Source organism: Planctomycetota bacterium (genome assembly GCA_018242585.1).
In the GTDB taxonomy this organism is placed as follows: Bacteria; Planctomycetota; Planctomycetia; order Pirellulales; family PNKZ01; genus JAFEBQ01.
This window is the reverse complement of the sequence record JAFEBQ010000033.1, coordinates 94,774-114,710: the sequence shown is the minus strand read 5'-3', so window position 1 is coordinate 114,710 and position 19,937 is coordinate 94,774. Positions and strand designations below refer to the sequence as shown.

General features: G+C 62.7%; 16 protein-coding genes. 6 read left to right on the top strand and 10 right to left on the bottom strand.

Annotated features, from left to right (window positions below):
• Window positions 1–116: 116 nt before the first annotated feature.
• Window positions 117–1,052 carry an acetylglutamate kinase gene (gene argB, locus JSS27_16815; protein MBS0210608.1) on the bottom strand — a complete coding sequence of 312 codons (936 nt, stop codon included), beginning with the start codon at window positions 1,050–1,052 and terminating at the stop codon, window positions 117–119.
• Between the two features lie 211 nt (window positions 1,053–1,263).
• Between argB and JSS27_16810 the strand changes: the two genes are divergently transcribed.
• Together JSS27_16810 and JSS27_16805 are read left to right on the top strand one after the other, a co-directional pair.
• Window positions 1,264–2,004, top strand: a complete 741-nt coding sequence (locus tag JSS27_16810) for an NTP transferase domain-containing protein (protein ID MBS0210607.1) — start codon at window positions 1,264–1,266, stop codon at window positions 2,002–2,004.
• Window positions 2,005–2,217: 213 nt separating this feature from the next.
• Window positions 2,218–3,162, top strand: a complete 945-nt coding sequence (locus tag JSS27_16805) for a ribose-phosphate pyrophosphokinase (GenBank protein ID MBS0210606.1) — start codon at window positions 2,218–2,220, stop codon at window positions 3,160–3,162.
• 41 nt (window positions 3,163–3,203) lie between these two features.
• On the opposite strand, the gene JSS27_16800 is transcribed toward JSS27_16805, so the two are convergent.
• Entirely contained in the window at window positions 3,204–4,358 is a 1,155-nt protein-coding gene (locus tag JSS27_16800) for a hypothetical protein (GenBank protein MBS0210605.1), read from the bottom strand.
• A gap of 310 nt (window positions 4,359–4,668) precedes the next feature.
• The gene (locus JSS27_16795) at window positions 4,669–6,186 is read right to left on the bottom strand and encodes a carboxypeptidase M32 (protein MBS0210604.1); all 1,518 of its coding nucleotides are present in this window, start codon (window positions 6,184–6,186) and stop codon (window positions 4,669–4,671) included.
• A 159-nt stretch (window positions 6,187–6,345) separates the two neighbouring features.
• On the opposite strand from JSS27_16795, the gene bshB1 reads away from it, so the two are divergent.
• Window positions 6,346–7,047 (top strand): bacillithiol biosynthesis deacetylase BshB1, encoded by a 702-nt coding sequence (gene bshB1 / locus JSS27_16790; protein MBS0210603.1) that lies wholly within the window; start codon window positions 6,346–6,348, stop codon window positions 7,045–7,047.
• 20 nt (window positions 7,048–7,067) lie between these two features.
• Here the strand turns inward: bshB1 and JSS27_16785 are convergent, their stop codons facing one another.
• A complete protein-coding gene (locus JSS27_16785; protein MBS0210602.1) occupies window positions 7,068–7,958 on the bottom strand; it encodes a glycosyltransferase in 891 nt (296 codons plus the stop codon).
• Between the two features lie 328 nt (window positions 7,959–8,286).
• On the opposite strand from JSS27_16785, the gene JSS27_16780 reads away from it, so the two are divergent.
• Window positions 8,287–9,795: an undecaprenyl/decaprenyl-phosphate alpha-N-acetylglucosaminyl 1-phosphate transferase gene (locus tag JSS27_16780; protein ID MBS0210601.1), complete on the top strand. Its 1,509-nt coding sequence runs from the start codon at window positions 8,287–8,289 to the stop codon at window positions 9,793–9,795.
• A gap of 62 nt (window positions 9,796–9,857) precedes the next feature.
• The gene (locus JSS27_16775; GenBank protein ID MBS0210600.1) at window positions 9,858–10,265 is read left to right on the top strand and encodes a VanZ family protein; all 408 of its coding nucleotides are present in this window, start codon (window positions 9,858–9,860) and stop codon (window positions 10,263–10,265) included.
• On the opposite strand, the gene JSS27_16770 is transcribed toward JSS27_16775, so the two are convergent.
• The 5 genes from JSS27_16770 to JSS27_16750 form a co-directional block, all read right to left on the bottom strand.
• Window positions 10,262–11,797, bottom strand: coding sequence for an Nramp family divalent metal transporter (locus JSS27_16770; GenBank protein ID MBS0210599.1), 1,536 nt, complete (start codon window positions 11,795–11,797; stop codon window positions 10,262–10,264). The two genes, JSS27_16775 and JSS27_16770, sit on opposite strands and share 4 nt — an antisense overlap.
• Window positions 11,798–11,971: 174 nt before the next feature.
• On the bottom strand, window positions 11,972–12,268 hold the full coding sequence (locus JSS27_16765; GenBank protein ID MBS0210598.1) for a hypothetical protein: 297 nt from the start codon (window positions 12,266–12,268) through the stop codon (window positions 11,972–11,974).
• A 267-nt stretch (window positions 12,269–12,535) separates the two neighbouring features.
• Entirely contained in the window at window positions 12,536–13,690 is a 1,155-nt protein-coding gene (locus JSS27_16760; GenBank protein MBS0210597.1) for a glycosyltransferase family 4 protein, read from the bottom strand.
• A 373-nt stretch (window positions 13,691–14,063) separates the two neighbouring features.
• Window positions 14,064–15,404: a Gfo/Idh/MocA family oxidoreductase gene (locus JSS27_16755; protein MBS0210596.1), complete on the bottom strand. Its 1,341-nt coding sequence runs from the start codon at window positions 15,402–15,404 to the stop codon at window positions 14,064–14,066.
• Window positions 15,405–15,527: 123 nt separating this feature from the next.
• Complete coding sequence (locus JSS27_16750) at window positions 15,528–16,448, bottom strand: formylglycine-generating enzyme family protein (GenBank protein ID MBS0210595.1); 921 nt, start codon at window positions 16,446–16,448, stop codon at window positions 15,528–15,530.
• A 362-nt stretch (window positions 16,449–16,810) separates the two neighbouring features.
• Between JSS27_16750 and JSS27_16745 the strand changes: the two genes are divergently transcribed.
• Window positions 16,811–17,788, top strand: a complete 978-nt coding sequence (locus JSS27_16745) for an FAD:protein FMN transferase (GenBank protein MBS0210594.1) — start codon at window positions 16,811–16,813, stop codon at window positions 17,786–17,788.
• 206 nt (window positions 17,789–17,994) lie between these two features.
• Here JSS27_16745 and aspS read toward each other — a convergent pair whose 3' ends face one another.
• A complete protein-coding gene (gene aspS / locus JSS27_16740; GenBank protein ID MBS0210593.1) occupies window positions 17,995–19,761 on the bottom strand; it encodes an aspartate--tRNA ligase in 1,767 nt (588 codons plus the stop codon).
• Window positions 19,762–19,937 lie beyond the last annotated feature (176 nt).

The window sequence follows — 19,937 nt, the reverse complement described above, 5'->3', positions numbered from 1 at the left end:
ACGTGACTTGTTCAGTGGCGGAAAGAGGCTAAGACACCCTTCCGGCCGTCGGGTTCGCGATCGTGATGCAAAAAACGTGATCTTGCTAAAGCGTGAAAACTTTCGGACTGCGGCAGCTACCCACGGCTTTTGACGATTTCGGTCCCCACCCCGCGGCTGGTGTAGATTTCCAACAACAGCGAATGCCGCTGTCGCCCGTCGATGATGTGGACTTTCTTGATCCCACGTTCCAGCGGTTCGAGGCAAGCTTCGACCTTGGGAATCATGCCGCCGGCCACGACCCCCGTACGTATCAACTCGCGGGCCTCGGCGATGGTCAGCGACTGGATCAAGGTCTCGGGATCGTCCTTGTCGCGACAGACTCCGCTGACGTCGCTCAGAAAGATCAACTTGTCGGCCCCCAGCGCGACGGCTACTTCCATGGCGGCCGTGTCGGCATTGACGTTCAGCTTCTGTCCGCTGTCGTCGATGCACATCGACGGAATCACCGGCACGCGGCCGGCGAAGAGATAGTTCTGGATGATCGACTTGTCGACGCGCGTCACCTGGCCGACGTAGCCCAAGTCGATCCGCTCGCCATTCTCGCCCGGCAGCGTGATCCGCTCGCCGTGCAACACGTTCAGCATGCGATGAAAGTTCAACGGCGCGGCCAGCCCGCTCAGCTCTTCGATGCGGGTGGCGATCATCTCGTTGGTTTCGTGGGTCAGCACCCGTTCGACGATGTCGCGCGTGGCGGCGTCGGTGAACCGCCGCCCCTGGATAAAGTGGGGCTGCAAGCCGGCCTCTTTCATCGCCCGACTAATCGCCGCGCCGCCGCCGTGAATCATCACGGGGCGCATGCCGACGGTCTCCATGAAGATCACGTCGAGCAGCAAGTGCCGCAATGCGTTTTCATCTTCCAGCACGCTGCCGCCGAGCTTGATGACCGTGATTTTGTCGCGAAACTTGCGGATCCATTCCATGGCCTCGATCAGTACATCGGCCTTGCGAATGGCGGTTTCGGTTTTGATCGGACGTGCCGGCTTGGAACCGGCAGCATCGCTGGCGACCATCGGCGTTGAACCTCGGCAAATCGTTCGCGCCCGGTCAGGTGTGACCCGTGGCGCAGGTAGCAAACCACCCATTGTAGAAATGGCCCCGGGGGGTTGCTAGTGGGCCGATAGCACCGGGACTGGCCGAAAACGGCCCGATTTGTCACATTGGTCGGGCTCGTCCTCTGTTTCGATTTTGTTCGACCACGGCCCCTGACTATCGATGCCCGACATGACGCAAACTTTGGCCATTGTCCTGGCCGCCGGCAAAGGGACGCGGATGAAATCGGACCTGCCCAAGGTTCTGATTCCGGTCCTTGGTCGCCCCATGATCGAATATGTGCTCGACACGCTCGATACGGCCGGCATCGACCAGACCGTCGTGGTTGTCGGCTATCGGGCCGAGCTAGTGCGCGAGCTGGTCGAACGCCGCCCGCGCGTCAGGACAGCGCTGCAGGCCGAACAGCTTGGCACTGGCCACGCCGTGATGATGTGCCGCCAGGCGCTGGCGGCGCACGATGGCCCCGTGCTGATCGTGGCGGGCGATTCACCCATGCTCACGGCGCGCTCGGTGGGAGCTTTGCTCGATGAATACCAGCGCACGCGCCCAGCCTGTTTGCTGGGAACCGCGCACAAGGACAATCCGCAAGGACTCGGTCGCGTGGTTCGCGACGCGGCGGGCAAGTTCGTGGGCATTGTCGAAGAGAAGGACGCCACGCCCGAACAGCGCCAGATTACCGAAGTAAACCTAAGCTGCTACGTCTTTGACAGCCGCGCGCTGCTGGCGACGTTGGACCAACTGAAAGCCGACAACGCCCAGCGCGAGTATTACCTGACCGACTGCCCAGGTTTGCTACAGCGCGCCGGCCAGGCGGTCGAAGCGCGAGCGGTGCTAACGGCGCGCGAGGCGCTGAGCATCAATACCGTCGACGAGTTGCGCGTGGTCGAAGAGGCCCTCCGAGGGGCCAGCTAACCGAAAGGTTCGCGCGATTTTACGAATCTACCGCGGGCGCGGTGGCTGGGGAGCTGATATTCGGGCGTAATTCCCGCGTGATTTTTTCTCCGCCGCACGCAGCCCGAGAGTTTTCTTGTTACAATCGGGATTCACCGCTGGCCGCCGCTCGGATCGCTGGGCCAGCGCAATCTGGCCCGCGGCATCCCTGCACTTGCTCACTCCCCGGCTTCCATGAACGATCTGAAAATCTTTAGTGGACGCGCCAACCCCCCCTTGGCTCGGCGCATCTGCAACTATCTGAACTTGCCCATCGGCGCGATCACCATGGGCAATTTCCCCGACGGGGAAATCCAGTGCAAAATCGAGGAAGACGTGCGCGGCCGCGACGTGTTCCTGATTCAACCCACGTGTCCCCCCGTGAATGAAAACCTGATGGAACTCTTGATCATGATCGAGAGTTGCAAGCGGGCCAGCGCCGAGCGCGTGACCGCCGTGGTGCCGTACTACGGCTACGCGAGGCAGGATCGCAAGGATGAAGGACGTGTGCCGATCACGGCCAAGCTGGTGGCCAACTTGATGGTGCGAGCCGGCGCCGATCGCGTGCTGACCATGGACTTGCACGCGCCGCAGATTCAAGGTTTCTTCGACGTGCCAGTCGATCACTTGTACGCCGCGCCGGTCTTGAACAACTACTTCAAGGCGATGAACTACCACGAAGACGACATTGTCGTGGTCAGCCCCGACGAAGGAAGCATCAAGCGCGCCCTAGGGCACGCCAAACGCCTTAACGCCCGGATCGCCGTGGTCGACAAGCGCCGCAGCAGCGCCGAGAACACTCGCCAGGAAAACATCATCGGTTCGAGCGTGGTCGGCAAGACCGCGCTGATGTTCGACGACATGATCAGCACCGGCGGCAGTATTTGCGGCGCGGCCAAAAAGGTGGCCGAAGCCGGGGCCAAGGAAATCTACGTGGCCGCCACGCACGGCGTGCTGTGCGGCCGGGCAATCGAATACATCGCCGACGCGCCCATCAAGAACGTCGTGCTGACCGATACGATTCCGCTAGCGCCGGAACGGAAGCTGGACAAGATCGTCGTGTTGAGCGTTGACGAGTTGCTCGGCGAGGCGATCAAACGCATTCACCGCAACGAATCGGTGAGCCGGCTGTTCGTCTAAAGCTCGGCGCACGCAAGCCCAAGGTTTTCACCCCCGGAACCTTACTTCGGCGCAGGTGCCGAATTGCTCGGCACGGTCACCGGATCGGGCTCGTTGGCCAGATCAGCGAGCGATTTCCTCTTCGGAGGGCCAGGACGTTGCGGCCTACTTAGGGGAACAGTAGTCGGCATCGTATCGGGCGCCGACGAGCCACTCGACGGGACCATAAAGCCTGGCAGCTTGTCGTAGATGCCCAGAAAGTCCGCCGGGCGGCCGCGCAGCCAGATCAACGCCACGTCGGCAATCAGAATGCCAACCGCTCCGCCCAGCACGATGCCGGTCATCATTACGACCATCGGCATGATGCTGTTCTTTTTCTTGCGGCGGCGTGGCGGCGGCGAACGGTAGGCCTCGGATGGCTCGGCTATCGCGGCCCCTTCGGCCGCCAGTCCGTAGCCTTCCCCTTCGGTCTCGAAGGCAGTCTCACCTTGCTCGGTGTAGCTGCCCCAGCCGTCCTGTTCACGGAGGGCCTCGTGCGCTGGTTCTTGAACCGGCGGAGCAAAACCAGTGGCGGCCGAGGTCTCGTCCCAGGCCGTGGGCTTGCCAAGCTCGACATCTTCGTCGAGTTCGTCCTCGTACTCGACGATGTCTTCGTACGCCTTCAGCACCTCGGCGGCCGCCTCGGGGGTCAAACTACCCGTTGCGTCAATCACCGACTCGACCGGGCCGATGGCGTGTGAATTGTATTCGGGTTCTTCGTGATACGGCCGGGCGCTCTCGGGATCGTCAAAGTCGCTGGCCAATGTCGAGGAACCTTCGGCCGCACTGAGCGACGCGTACCAGGCGTCGTTGGGCGAGCCGTCCATGGTCGGGTACGAGCCGTTCGTGCCGTGGTGCTCGACCGCACCTGCGCCGACGCCTTGCAGGGCCACCGCCCCTTCGCCGGCGGCCGACTCGTCGCTCCAGGCATGTTCCGCGTGGGTTTCCACCGCCGGAACGGCGCACGCCGTCGAGGTCGTCGTCACCATACCGGTCGCCACTTCGACCGGAGCGTCGGCGGCAACGGCCATAGGGGGCGCGGCCACGCACTGGCCCGCGACTTCGGAAATCTCGAAAATGGCCGTGCAATGAACACAGCGTTGCCGCCGGGTGATGTCGGCAATCGATTCGAGCAACAAGCTCCCTCGGCAGTGAGGGCATTGGCAAATGCTGAACATCAGGAGCGGTCACCTGAAAACAAGGCGGCGGGTTCGGTCGCGGCACGATAGCCGGACGCCATCGAACCGATCGACGCGCGACGACAAGGCTGCCCCGTCGCGCGCGGCATCGTCCCGTCGGCCAGGGCTTCGATGAGTCGGCAGACCGGCGGCACGTACCCCAGTTTAACAGCCCGAAATCCGAATCCTAGGCGCAGGTGGGACATTCCCCGCGGTTTAACTCCCCCGGCCAAGCGGCAAATCCGGGCCAATCGACACCGCCAGTTTGTGCCACGCCGACGGGGCGTGAAATGGCCGAAGCCGGCCGCGACTATAAGCGGTAGAGCGGCTCGTATTTGCTTCGCAAATAGGTCATCAGCGGCGCGTGGTCCAGCGGCTTCTTCGTGGCGCGGCGAGCCAGTTCGGTGGCCGACCAGCGCTGGCCGTGGCGGTGAATGTTCGTCCGCAACCATTCGAGCAGCGGCGCGAATTCTCCGCGCGCCAACATGACGCCCAGCCCTCCCAAGTCCTTGTCGGCCTGATCATAAAGTTGCGCCGAGTACAAGTTCCCCAAGGTGTACGTGGGGAAGTAGCCAATCAGTCCGGCGCTCCAGTGAATATCTTGCAACACACCATCGGCGTCGTTCGGCGGCACGATGCCCAGGAAGTTGTGGTACTTTTCGTTCCAGGCCTGAGGCAAGTCGTCAACTCGCAAGTCGTCGGTCAGCAGCGCCTGCTCCAACTCGAAGCGAATCAAAATGTGCAAGTTGTACGTCGCTTCGTCCGCCTCGACACGGATCAGCGACGGCTGCACGTCATTGACCGCCGCGTAGAACGCATCGAGCGATACGTTGCCCAGGGCGTCGGGAAACGCCTGCTGCGCCGCCGGGAACATGTGTTGCCAGAACGGGCGACTGCGCCCGACCAGGTTTTCCCACAGTCGCGACTGCGATTCGTGAATGCCCAGTGAGACCGCTTCGGCCATTGGCAAGCCGAATTGATCGCGCGGCAGCCCCTGTTCGTACAGCCCGTGCCCTGCTTCGTGGAGTATTCCAAAGAAGCCGGCGTTGAAGAACTTCTCGTCATACCGCGTGGTCAGCCGGATGTCCCCAGGCCCCAGCGTGGTACAGAACGGATGGGCCGTCACGTCCAGCCGCCCGCGCTCGAAGTCAAAGCCAATGCGCCGCGCGGCCTCCTGACCGAACTGCTGCTGTGCCGCGACGGGAAAGGTGCGTTCGAGCACGGTGGTGGCAGGTTTGTGCCGGCTAGCGCCGATGGCCGAGACCAGCGGGACCAACTGCTCACGCAACTTGGCAAGCACGCTGGTCAGCTCGCGAGTGCGCTCCCCTTGCTCGTAATCGTCCAACAATGCGTCGTAGATGTGCTCGGTATATCCGATCGCCTTGGCCTGCTCGCGCTTCAGGGCGTACATCTGGGCCAGTGCCGGCTTGAACAACTGGTAATCATTCTTCGCCCGAGCCTCTTGCCAGATTTGCTGTCCGCGAACCGCGGCTCGTGCCAGTTCTTCGACCAACTTCTTGGGGAGCTTGGTTCGCTTTTCGTAGTGGTACTTCAACTGGCGAATGTTCGCGGCCGCGTCGCTTTCCTTGTCAGCTGCCAGAGGACCGCTGGCCAACTCGTTCAGCCAGTCGCCGAGCTTGAGAGCGGTTTGCCGCTCGTGAATCAGACCGGCTAGCAGGGTCATCTGTTCGGCCCGGTGATCGCCGCCGGCCGAGGGCAACATACAACGCTCGTCCCACCCCAGCAGGGCGTCGATCGACGTCAGCAGCGCCGTCTCGCGACAATGAGCCACCACCTGCGCGTAAAGCTCTTCGTGCCTGGCAACCATCGGCGTAACTCTCCCCTGACTTTGGCGTGCGATGAATCCGTTCCAATGTCGGCGGCATTCTAGCACAGATTGACGCCACGCGGCGCGTAGCCGATGCTAATCGTTGTCCCGCTCTCGCGCCAACTAGCAACTCGCAACCAGCAACTAGCAACTTCTCCCATGCCCGACACTCCACTCGATTGCCTGGTGATCGCACCTCATCCCGACGATGCCGAATTGGGTATGGCCGGCACGATCATGCGGATGCAAGACGAGGGCCTGCGCGTCGGCGTGCTCGACTTGACCAGCGGCGAGCCGACGCCGCGCGGCTCACCCGAGATTCGCGCCCGCGAGACCGCGGCCGCGACCAAGGTGATGGGGCTGGCTTGGCGCGAGAACCTGGGGCTGCCGAATCGTTCACTCGAGGCCACGCTCGAAAATCGCGCCAAGCTGGCCGCCGTGTTCCGCCGCGCGCGACCGCGGACGTTATTCGCGCCGTATTGGGTCGACGCTCATCCCGATCACGTGGCGGCGACCGAACTGATCGAAGCGGCCCGCTTCTGGTCCAAGCTGACCAAGACCGATTTGCCGGGCGAGCCGCACCATCCATCGCGCGTGTTGTATTACTTTTGCGTCCACCTGCGGGTGGTCGCCCAGCCGGCGTTCGTCGTCGACATCAGCCCCTATTGGGAGCGCAAAAGAGCGGCGATCGAGTGTTATCAAAGCCAGTTCATCACGGGCCGCCCGACGGCGCCGCCGACGTTCATGGACCGACTACGCGATCAGGCGGCCTACTGGGGCTGGGCCATCGATCGGGCCTATGGCGAGCCCTTTGCCAGCCGCGAAGCAATCGGCGTCGAGCAACTTCGAGGACTCATCTAAGCGCCCGGTGACGCCAAGAATCAGGCGGCACGGCGGAGCGGCACTTTTGGCTCGATCGGTAAAGCAACCGCCGGCGCGACGGGTGGATTAAGGCCCCATTTGCGCAGCCAGCGGCCATAGGACCGCAGATGCAACCAGGCGTCGCGCGAAAGCAAACGCTTGCTGGCCCGTTGCTCGAAGTGGTAACAGTACGTCGCGCCGTTGAACATCACCTGCCAGCCGGCCGCGCGGATGCGCGTGCAATAGTCGACGTCTTCAAAATACTTGGCAAAGCCGGTGTCCAAGTGCCCGACCTGCTCGATCGCTTCGCGCCGCAGCAGCATGAAACAGCCCGAGACCCAATCGCATTCAAACTCGGTGTACTGGCTGTGGTGTTGATTCAGATAGCGATGCACCGTGCCAGCCAGGCGTCGCCCACCGGGCAGCCGCCGCGCCGCGATGGTCCTCAGGCGTTGATACTGCCGCGCTGGAAACCCGTACTCCCCCGTCGGGTGGAACAAGCGGCAAACGCTCAGCCCACATTGAGGGTGCTCGTCCATGAAGCGGACCATCTGAACCAGACATTGCTCATCGGGTTCAAACATCATGTCGGTGTTCAGTAGCAAGACATAGCGGGCGTCGGCCACGGCGAGAATACGATTCAAATTGGGCGCATAGCCCAGACGCGATTTATTGCGCACCACGATCGATTCATCGAACTGATTACGCCAGCGGTCCACGCCGTCGGCCGAGGCGTTGTCGACCAGGACCAGGCGCATCCGCAGGCCGTCCCCCGAACGGGCCAGGGACTCGACCAGCGGGCCCATGAACTGTCGCTCATGGGTATAGATCACTCCAATGTCCAAATCGCGCGGCCGCGCAGCGTTCGCCGGCGCGGGACGATGGAGCGTGATGATTGAGGAATCGGTCATCGCACTGCCCAAGGATGGTTCCCCTTGGGGTTTCAAAGTTGAGACTTGCTAGCAGTAACGGGCCATCAATTGCCGCGGATTCTATCGGCGACTTCCAAAACGTCACAAGATCAGCCATTCCCAGCGCTGCTGGCATCGCGAGTCGCGACGCATCAAAAGTGGCCGAGGTCGCCGCCCAGACAGCGGTTTCCGAATTGACGCCAGCAGCCTAAATCGCTTCAATACGCCCCCTAACTGCCGCACCCTCGACGGGGTGGTGGGCCGCCGGGCAAGGAAGCTCGCGCGGCAACGCGTGCTCGCGCAGGCGAGCACCTGACGGAGCGACTGCGTGGATCGATTTTGGCCCTTCATCGCTGGACTAGTGGCGTCGGTGTTGCTGACGCGCGTGGTCCGCGTGTTGGCGGCGCGCTGGAACATGGTCGACGCCCCCGACGGCCAGCGCAAGCTGCAAGCTCGGGCCGTGCCCCTGTGGGGCGGGGTCGCGACGTTTGGCGCGCTGTTGGTCGGTTTGCTCGTAGCCCGCGAGGGCTCGTTCGCTCACCTGGAAACCTTCGACCAACTGGTCATCTCATTGCTGGTTTCGACGACGCTGATTTTCGCCGTTGGCTTCATCGACGATTGTTACGAGCTGCGCGGTCGTTTGAAACTGCTGCTGCAGATCACGGCGGTACTGCCACTAATTGCCGCCGGGCACTACGTCCAGCACATTGCCATCTTTACCCATGAGTTCGACCTGGGCTTGCTCGGCGTACCACTGACCATGCTCTGGTACGTCGGCTGCATCAACGCACTGAACTTACTCGATGGCATGGACGGCAACGCCAGTGTCATTGGGCTGGTCGGCACCATTGCGGTGGCCGTGATTGGTTGGCACCACGGCCACGAGCACGTCTCGCTGGTGGCGTTGGCGCTGGCCGGATCGCTGGCCGGGTTTCTGTTCTACAACCGTCCTCCGGCCACAATTTATCTGGGTGACTGCGGCAGCACGGTGATCGGCTTGCTGCTGGCGGTGTTGTGCGTCGAAGGGGCCATGCTCTCCACCGGCGCCGTCCGCGTGGCAGTGCCCGTCGTGATCATGACGATCCCGATTCTCGATACGACGCTGGCCGTGGTGCGACGTCGGCTCACCGGGCGACCGTTCGACGCTGGCGACCGCGGGCACATTCATCACCGGCTGCTCGAGCGCGGGATGAACACCTGGCAGGCGCTAGGGCTGATGGCCAGCTTGTGCCTGATTACTGGCGTGGCGGCGACCGTGGCGGCGTGGCTCAATAGCGAGCCGCTGGCCTGGGTGGCGGCGCTGCTGGTGATTGTCGGCATGGCCCAATTGCGATACTTCGGCAACTACGAGTTGGGGCTCGTCAAACTGTTCGCCGCCGCTCAACTCGGCAACCTGGCCAGCTCGCTGAACTCGCCGACGACAGCCCGAGAATTGGCCGCCCAGCAGCCATTCCCTCAACAAAGTTTCGACCAGGCCTGGCAGCAATTGACTAGTGATGTTGGTCGGTGGCGGGCCGAGCGACTGGAATTTCATTTGCACCACCCACGATTGTCCGCCGCTTCGCGCCAGTGGTCGAATCCTGGTCACACGCACGAAGAAGCCTATCAATGGCGCATGGCGATGACATTCGCTCTCGCGACCGACGCGCACTATGAATTGATCGTGTCAGGAAGCGACAAGCTGAGTACCGAACCCTGGTATCTGGCGCAGCTTTCGACCGCGCTGCACCGCTTTGGCCGAGCCTGGGTCAGTCGGCTGGACGACGCCGATGTCCTGCCGCTGCACGTCTTTGTCTCGAAATCCGAGACCGACGAGCGACGCCGCGACGCCGCGTAAGCTAAGCTGGCGATATGCGTTCTCGACGCTAACCGTCCCTCGGCTTGTTGATTCAAGTTGCGATGGCCAACTCCGGCGAATCGAATCTTTCCATGCCACGCCGACTCGCTTACGGTTGCCTGGCCGCTTACTGGTTGGTGATGTTCACAGCCACCCATTGGCCGAGCGTGCGCTTCGCCGAGCAGCGCGTCACCCATCTCGATAAAATCTTCCACTTCAGCGCGTATGCCGTGCTGATGGTACTGCTGGTGGTGGCTCAGCGAGCCAGGCGCGGGGATCTAGCCAACGGTGCGCGATCCTGGCTGGCGCGATGGGGAGTATTGTTCATCACGGTTGCCGCGTATGCCGCCTTCGACGAACTGACGCAACCCTACTTCCGACGCGACGCCGATTTCTACGACTGGGTGGCCGATCTTGCGGGCGCGACAATTGCAGCGATCGCCTGTGCGCGCTGGTTCCCGCCGCGCTAATCGGCCAGCAGTTGAGCATGGGGCGCGAGCAAGTTGGCGTAAACCGCCCACACGCCCACCACCACCATCGCTCCCATCGAGATCCACAGCATCACGTCCCACAAGCGCCCCGGCGCCACGCGCGGGTCGCAGTGCTTGTAGCGATTCCAGATCGCCATTCCACCCAGCATGGGCAGCATCAGTGTCTGCATGAACCCGCTCCAGGCCACCAGCCGGCCCGGATCGCGCCAAAAGATGTAGCAGAGCAGGCAAATGATCGGGAACGCACCGCTCAGCAGCTTGACCCACCATTGGCGATCCGCCTCGGTTCGCGCCCCCAGATGGAACGCGCGCAGCGCATCGGCCACCACCCGCGAGTGGCCAGCCAGCGCCACGAAGAACGTCGAATATAGCACCGCGAATGCGCCGATCAGAAACACGTACTGTCCGGCCCGGCCGAAGACGTCGGTGTACATGGCCGCCAGGTTGTAGACCAGTTTGAAGCCGGTCATGTCCAGTCCGCGCTTGTTGAGCACCGCCGCGCCGAGCATGTAAAAGGCGATCGTGGCAAAGGTGTAGATCACCATCGAGCACCACGAGTCCCAACGCATCACCCGCAGCCAGCCCCGCGCTCGCTCGGCCCAGTCAGCGCCCGCGTTGCGCACACCGACGAAACTGGCGTAGCCTTTTTCCAAGCACCAATACGGATAAGCGATCAGCTCGTTGGCTCCCACGCCAATGATGCCAAACGTCGCCAAGGCCGTGACCAGCGGGTCGTCCTTGCCGACTTTCTCGGGCAAGTGGAACGACAGCCCGTGACGAATATCGGCCCACGAGAGTTCGATGTCGCTGAAGAATGGCAGGGCCGCGACGTCGAACATCGTGACCAGCGTGAACCCGGCCACGAGGATCGTCGAGACTGTTTGAATCAGATTGTACCGGCCCAGGACAAGCATGACCGAAGTGGCCACGGCGACGATGATGCTCCAGACCACGTCGTCACAGGTCAGCACTTGCTGCAGCTTGGCGATGGAGATGTCGGAGAAGCCGTTGATGACCGGCATGGCCGCGCCGGTTTGCAGGTGATCGATAAAGTCGCCGCGCAGCGGAAACGTCATGGCCAACGACTGGCCGACGCCGCCACAAATGCCCCCCAACTGCGCCAGCGAGGTGAGGAACATCGCCAGCCAGAACCAGACCATCCAGCTCACACCAAGCTTCGGCTGGACCATGTTCATGGCTTCCATCGTCGAGCGACCTTCGACGATGGTGAACCGGCCGATCTCGACCTGGACAAAAACTTTGACCACGCAGCCGATCAGGATCAGCCACAGCAGCGAGTAGCCTGCTTCGGCCCCGGTCTTGGTCGTGAGGATCAGTTCCCCCGAGCCGACGATCGAGGCGGCAATGATCAGGCCCGGCCCCAGTCGCTGGAGAATGCCCCACGGCGTGGTCGGTGCGGCCAGCGTTCCAGTTTCGTCAGCAGCCGCCGGCACAGGTCGTTCGGGCATAAGCAGAGTCGCAATCGCTGAGTAGGTTGGGCATGCCGGCATCGCGACAGAACACGAGACGAAGAATCGCCCCCGATCGCGCGTGCTGACCGTGAAAATGGTGCCCCGCGATTACAACACGCCACGCTAGCACTGTCCAGCGCGCGATCGGGCAAAAGAGAGCCGATGGCCTGCGAGGAGTCGCCGTGTAGGCGACAAGGGAGCGTCAGAAGTTGCCTATGAGCGCATCGCCCGACGCGAGAGCCGGGCCGGCGGACGCGGGGCCTCGTCATTGGGCAGTGGTTCGGCGGCCGGAGTCGGCTCCTGGCGCGGCTCGACCTCTTCGTCGGTGACGTTCTGAGCGGCCCGCGGGTCGCTTCCCAGGATCGAACCACGACGCTCGTTCCAGCCATAACCGTGGCCATCTTCGTCGATCACCGCACCGCAGTAATCGTACGGGTGGCGGCACATCGAGCAGCCGGTGCCGATGAACCCAGCGACGATCAAGCCCCACAGAAGCGAGCGGCGAGCCATAGCGACCTCTCACGGCAAGGAATTCAGACCGATGATTGGCGAGTAACGGAGCGTACTCATCTATCATCGGCCAGAGAGCGGCCGGAGAATCGGCAAATTTCCCCCAGTCGGAAAAGTCACGCTGCGGAAGCCTTGCCAGCATGGACCAATGACCGCTGCACCTGAACGTCGGGTGCCATGCTCAAACTTCTTGTTTGAGCATGTGAAGCATCATACAGCATGCTCAAGCCTTGAGGGCTTGAGCATGGCACCCCTCGCGAGTTGCGACTAGGCAGCCGCGCGCTGGCGATGCTTTGCTAGCAACTCGCCGTAGAGGGCTTCATGCCACTGGGCGACGTGGGCCCAGGAATACTGTTGGGCCAGCGCCGCTGCTCGCACGCCCCAGCGGTCGGCCAGCGCCGGGTCGGACACCAGCCGGTCAATCGCCCCGGCGAGAGCGCCCGAACTTTCAGCCGGCACGACCAGGCCCGTTTGCTCGGGTTCAATCAAGTCGGCGAGTCCCGGCAGGTCCGTGACGATCGCCGGTCGGCCGGCGGCGTAGGCTTCGACCACGACCAGGCCGAACGCTTCCCAGCCGCGCGATGCCACGACTAGCGTCAGGGCGTTTTGCAGCAGCCACGTCTTGGCCTCGCCGCGCACCGTGCCGGTGAAGACGATCTGCCGTGCCAGGCCGCGCTCGCGGACGACGGCTTCCAACTCTTCGCGTTCGTCACCATCGCCGGCGACGACCAGGATCAACCCTGGATGCTTCGCCGCCAACTGGGCCATTGCTTCGATCAGCAAGTCGACGCCTTTTCGCCGGCTTAAACGGCCGAGAAAGAGCACATACTTGCCAGCTTCAACCCTCGCATCGAGTTGCGCCGGTCGCGGCGGCCGAATCGCGAACGGGGCCAGATCGACGCCGTTGGGAATCTGAATCGTGGGTGCATGCCGCGCGTCGAGCTTGTCGAACTCGGCGGCATTGAATCGGCTGATTGCCACCAAGGCGTCGGCGGCGCGCAGCGACTGCGAGAACCGCTCGGGCAGGCCGCGCTTGCGCAGCCGGGCGTTGCCCGCGTACACGTCGCCACCGTGGCTGGTGATGACCACCGGCACGCCGAGTTGCTCGCGGACCAGCGACGACAAATACCCGGTCGGATAGACGCTATGGCAATGCAGCACGTCAAATGGATGACGTCGGTAGTGTTGCACCAGGTAGCGGCGATAAAAGTCAACGAAGCGGTGCGTCGACCAGAACCGCGGATGCCGGAAGACGGGATAGGGATACCGCGCGTCGTCGACCTTGTACCGCCAGCGCGGCCGCTGGGCCAACACCGTGATCTGGTGTCCGCGAGCCGAGAGGGCGCGACTCAGCGCGTCGACGACCACTTCCTGGCCGCCCACCTTGGGCAGCGCCGTCTCGGTAAACATGCAGACGCGCATGGCAAGCTCTCGCGGCAGGGCGATGGATGAACAGCCGCGACATGAGACCCGCTTTGCCCCAGTGCGCCAAGATCAGGCGTGCTGGCAAGGACTGACAGCACTGCTTAGATTTTTTGCAGCACAACTTACTGACTATCGGATGGCCCGGCCGCTTGCGGCCGCGGTTGCGAAGCAACAAGAAAGACGTTTCGCTCGGTTCATGGCCATTGAAGATTTCGACGCAGCGATTGTACGCTCGCGCGTTCTTCTCGTCGCTGACGCGACCACGGCCGCAAGCGGCCGGGCCACCCGGACTGTTTCCATGAAAAAAGCCGCGCTGGTTGCCCAGCGCGGCTTTCCGTTGCGACATCAAGTTTTGCGAACCGTCGTGGCCTTAGGCTTTCAAGACCTGCGTCACGCCGGGGACGGCGACCGCCGCCTTGGGCGGTTCGGCGCTCCACGAGTACTCGCTCGGGGCCAGGCTGATGTTCGAGTTCAGCGCGTCTTCCCACTTGATCATCTGGCCCGAGTAGGTACACATACGGCCCAGCACCGCCACCATCGAGCTGAGCGCGCCCCGTTCCCCTTCATTGATCGGAGCGCCCGATCGAATGCTGGCGATCAAGTCGTCGTGCTCGGTCTGGTACGGGTTGTTCTTCTCGCCGCGATACCGCCATTGGTCCTCGCCGGTCTTGATCGACGCGGCGCTGACGTCGGCCACACCCTTGGTCCCTTGGGCGTGCTCGGTCACGCTGTCCCAGCACTTGGGAATGTGACGGCAGTAGCTGAACATCCGCGAACCGTCTTCGAATTCGTATTCGACGGCGTGGTGATCATAAATCTCGCCATAGTCTTCGCCGGTGCGGACCTGACGACCGCCCATCCCTTCGGCCTTGATCGGCCAGCCGTTCTTGACCCAACAGCCGACGTCCAGGTTGTGGATGTGCTGCTCGCAGATGTGATCGCCGCACAGCCAGTTGAAGTAGTACCAGTTGCGCATCTGGTATTCCATTTCGGTCAGGTCCGGCTTGGCCTTGACCAGATCGGCGCGCTTCTTGACCCACACGCCAGCACCGTTCCAGTAGACGCGCTGTGACACGACGTCGCCAATCGCGCCGTCGTGAATACGCTTAATCGTTTCCAGGTAGGTCAACTGGTGCCGGCGTTGCAAGCCGACGCCGACGGCTAGCCCTTTTTCCTTGGCCTGGCGGGCCGAGTCGATGACCATCCGCACGCCTGGGGCGTCGACCGCCACCGGCTTTTCCATGAACACGTGCTTGCCGGCCGCAACAGCCGCCGAAAAGTGAATCGGCCGGAAGCCCGGAGGCGTGGCCAGGATCACCAGGTCGACCCCCGAGGTGAGCACCTGCTTGTAGGCGTCAAAGCCGACAAAGCGGCGTTCCTGGGGCACATCGACTTTTGACGCGCCAAGTTTCTCGATGCTCTTCAACGCGCTGTCGAGCCGATCCTGAAACGCATCGCCCACCGCCACCAGCTTGACGTTCGGGTCAGCCTGCAAGGCCTGGTTCGCCGCGCCAGTGCCACGACCGCCGCAGCCGATCAGCCCGATGCGGATCAGATCGCCGCCACCGACATGGGGCTTGGGCAACGGCTTCTCGTCGGCGGCGCGGGCCGACAACGCGCCAAGCGCCGTAGCGCCGGCCACCGCGACCGACGACGTGCGCAGGAAATCACGGCGCGAAGGAACAGCGCCGGGCGTCCAGATCTTGCTCATGTTCGATTCTCCAAAGGCGGGATGATGGAAAAGCGGAGGGGGGGTAATGCTTTCAAACAAATGACCGATGACCAAGTCTCAATGACCAAGGGCAGAAGGCTGACTCGCGCGTAGCGCCAATCACTAGTTGCGGGTTTTGTCGTCCATGCCGTATTGGGCTTTCTTGTCGGCTGGCGGTTCTTGCAACGGCCGGACGACACGGATGCCAACGAACTGGGCATCGGTGTAGTACCAGACGCTTTGCGGAATCTGAGGATCCTGCTGCTTCCAATCTTTGTGCGAACCGCGACGGGCCGCGCTGCGCAATTGCTCGGGATCGTCGTCCCACGAGCCGCCGCGCACCACGCACGGCTCGATCACCTTGGGAACGTCAAATGGGTCGGTCTCGACCTTGCCGGCCCCCTGTGCGTAGAAGTTGGCGTCGTAACCGTCGGCGCACCACTCGCACACGTTGCCGTGCATGTCGTACAAGCCCCAAGGATTGGGCTTCTTCTGACCGACTTTCTGGTACTTTTCCTCGCTATTTTCGTAGTACCAGGCGTAGTCGCCTAGCTTCGATTCATCGTCGCCGAACGAATACTTGGTGGTTGTCCCGGCGCGACAGGCGTATTCCCATTCGGCCTCGGTCGGCAAGCGATAGTACCGGCCCGTCTTGGCGCTGAGCCATTCGCAATACTTTTTGGCCGCGTGCTGGGTCATGCTGATCGCGGGGTTCCGCTCCTTGCCCATGCCGAAAGTCATGTCGGTATAAGGCTTGGTCGGGCGGACCAAAGCATCGGCCAGCTTGTCGAGCGGCGAGGGGTCTTCTTGGCGAATGTTCCGCTGGTGGATGTCCAGTTGGAACATGAATATCTCGTACTCGTCCCAGGTGACTTCGTACTTACCCATCCAGAAGGGCGAAATCTTCACCTCGTGTACCGGGCCTTCGTCGGCCTTGCGTTTGGCTTCGCTGTCGGGACTTCCCATGCGAAACGTCCCGCCGCGAATCGGCACCATCTCGAACGTGGCCGAGGTGTTGTTGATCTTGTCGGTATAGGGCTTCATCTCGGCTTCGGTCGCCGCATTGGCGTCGGGCACGTCCAGCACCGGCTTGGCTGCCAGGGCGTCGCTCGCACCAGCGCCGGCAAATAGAATTGCCAACAAAGCCGCGCCCGCCGCTTGCCGCGCGGCAAAGTTTGTCAGTAGGCTGCACCGGTCGGCAAACAAGCGGCGTGATTGAACACCCGCTTGGCAAATCAGATCGTTTGAATTCGTCACGTTCAACAAACCTCGTCCTGAAGAAATTCGGGCCGGCAACCATGGCGTCCCACCCTAATCGAAACAGCAAGCTCGGGGTACGGCGACGCTTGGTCGCGGCTTGTGCTTTCGCCTGCTTCGTCGTTGGGCAATTGGCCCCCTGCCATGCCGTGGCAGAAGAACCCGCGCTGGCGCGCTATCGCCGACGCGAAATTCACATGGGCGTGCCAGTTGACGTGACATTGTATGCTGCCGATGAAACGACTGCAAACCGTGCCGCCGACGCCATTTATCGCCGCTTCGCCGAACTGAATTCACTCCTCAGCGATTACGACCCTAAGAGCGAGCTCTCGCGGCTGAGCGACACCGCCGGCTCGGGCCAATCGGTCCGAGCCAGCGACGACCTGTGGCGGGTACTGGTCGCGTCGCAAAAGCTCTCGGCCGACAGCGACGGGGCGTTCGATGTGACGGTCGGACCATTGGTGCGACTGTGGCGGCGCGCGCGGCGGATGAAAGAGTTTCCTTCAGCCGATCGGTTGACCGAAGCCCGAACGGCGGTCGGCTATCAGGCGATTCACCTCGATGCCGAGCGGCACACCGTCCGGCTCGAACGCCCGGGCATACGGCTCGACCTGGGCGGGATCGCGATGGGCTACGCCGTCGACCAAGGATTGGCGGCGGCGCGGGCCTTGGGTGTAACGCGCGTGCTGGTCGACGCCAGCGGCGACATTGGCGCCGGCGATCCGCCGCCAGGAGCCGCTGGCTGGAAACTGGGCGTCGCCCCGCGCGGCGAAACGCGCGAAGCCTTGCGCTGGGTGCAACTGGCCAACGCCGCCGTCACGACCTCGGGCGATGCCTACCAGTTCGTCGAACTGAATGGCCAGCGCTATTCACACATCGTCGACCCGCGCACGGGCTTGGGCCTGACGACGCGGGCGTCGGCCACGGTGATTGCGCGCGATTGCCTGACCGCCGACAGCGTGGCCACCGCCGTGTGCGTGCTGGGGCCCGAGCGCGGCTTGCAGTTCATCGAAGCGCGCCCGGAGTTGGCGGCAATCGTTACGTGGGTGGACGACGGTGGAGAACACATCCGCGAGTCGACAGGCTTTGCGAAGCACACGATCCCAGCGCCGCCAGCGCCAAAATAGCGATGCACAATTGTCGCGCAACCATCATCACTGAGCGTGAAGCAGCCCTTCTCCCTCCGGGAGAAGGTGGCCAAAGGCCGGATGAGGGTCAACATCGTAGCTTGAGTCGCACAAGAGTGACGCGCGACCCTCATCCGCCGGCTAGCGCCGTCACCTTCTCCCCGGGGGAGAAGGGTTTGGGCCAGGCCGCTTTCGACACTTCAGAGCTACTCGGTCTTCACCGTGCGAATGTGCAGGTCGCGGAGTTGCTTCAGGTCGACTTCGCTCGGCGCGCCGGTCATCAGGTCGGCCGCGCGTTGCGTCTTGGGGAAGGCGATCACGTCGCGGATGCTGTCGGTACCGGTGAACATCATCACCCAACGATCGAGACCCAGCGCCACGCCCGCGTGCGGCGGCGCGCCAAACCGCAACGCTTCGAGCAAGCAGCCGAACCGCTGCTCGGCTTCCTCGGATTTGATCCCCAACAGGTCGAACACGCGCTGCTGCACCGCGGCGTCGTGGATACGAACGCTGCCGCTGGCGGCTTCGTTGCCGTTGATGACCAAGTCGTACGACTGGGCGCGAATCTTGCCCGGGTCGGTTTCAAAGTAGGGCACGTCGGCCGGCACCGGATCGCAGAACGGATGGTGTTCAGCGTCCCACCGCTTCTCCTCGTCGTTGTACGTAAACAAGGGGAAGTCGAGTACCCAGGCAAAGTGCATTTGCTGTGGATCGTACAACTGCAGCTCGCGCCCCAAACGCACGCGCAGTGCCGCCAACGCCGCGCTGGTCACCTTGGGCGTGTCGGCCACGAAGAACAGCAAGTCTCCCGGCATGGCCTGCATGCGGGCGACGATTTCTTGCTGCTGCTCGGGCGTGAAGAACTTGGCGATCGGCGAGTCGAGACCCGTCTCGGTCACGCGGAAGAACGCCAGCCCCTTGGCTTTATAGTCGCCAACAAACGCGGTCAACTCGTCGATTGTCTTGCGCGAGTATTTCGCGGCCGCTTGCGGCGCACACAAGCCGCGCACGCGACCGCCATTGGCCATCGTTGTCTTGAAGACGCCGAACTCGCACTTGGCGGCCAGGTCGCCGATGTCGACCAGTTGCATGCCGAACCGCAGGTCCGGTTTGTCGCTGCCGTATTTCTCCATTGCCTCGGCGTAGCTCAAGCGAGGCAGCGGCAGCGGATGCTCAACGCCGCGCAGGTCGCGCATCAGGAACGCCACCAGCCCGTCGACCATCTGCAAAATGTCTTCGCGCTCGACGAACGACATTTCGATGTCGACCTGGGTGAACTCGGGCTGGCGATCGGCGCGTAGGTCTTCATCGCGGAAGCAGCGGGCAATCTGCATGTACCGGTCAAAGCCGGCCACCATCAGAATCTGCTTGTAGATTTGCGGCGATTGGGGCAAGGCATAGAAAGCGCCTTGATGCACGCGGCTGGGTACCAAATAGTCGCGCGCCCCTTCGGGCGTGCTGCGACCCAGGATTGGCGTTTCAATTTCGAGGAAGCCTTGCTTGTCGAAATAGTCTCGCACCAGTTTGGTCATGCGATGCCGAAAGATTTGCAGCTCTTGCAGCCGCGGACGCCGCAGGTCCAAGTAACGGTGCGTCAGTCGCAACTCTTCGCCGGGCAACTCGGCCACGGTCGGCAGGAACGGCGGTGCCAGGCTCTTGTTCAGCACTTTCAACTGGCGGACGCGGACTTCGACGGTCCCCGTCGGCAACTTCGGGTTGACCGTCCCCTCGGGACGCAGGGCGACATGACCGGTGACGCTGATCACGTCCTCAGACCTCAATGACTTGGCCGCTTCCAAGATTTCAGCGCCGCTTTCGGGACTGAAAACGATTTGCGTCTTGCCGTAACGGTCGCGCAGGTCGACGAACAACCCGCCGCCGTGATCGCGGTAGCTGTCAATCCAACCGCAAAGCGTGACGGTCTGTCCGTTCTGTTCCGACCGCAATTGGCCGCAAGTATGTGTGCGTAGCAACGCCAGGATCCTCGAAGGTCGCCGTTTCAGTAAGACTCGGCCCGCGGCAGCCAGGTTCGCCGAGCGGAAAAGCCGCCATTCTAGGGGCATCTGGCCCAAACGCATAGGCCGGGTAAGTCCCTTGGGTAGCACCGGTTGCTCGCCAACCGGTGTCGCGCTAGCGACAAGAGGCGTCG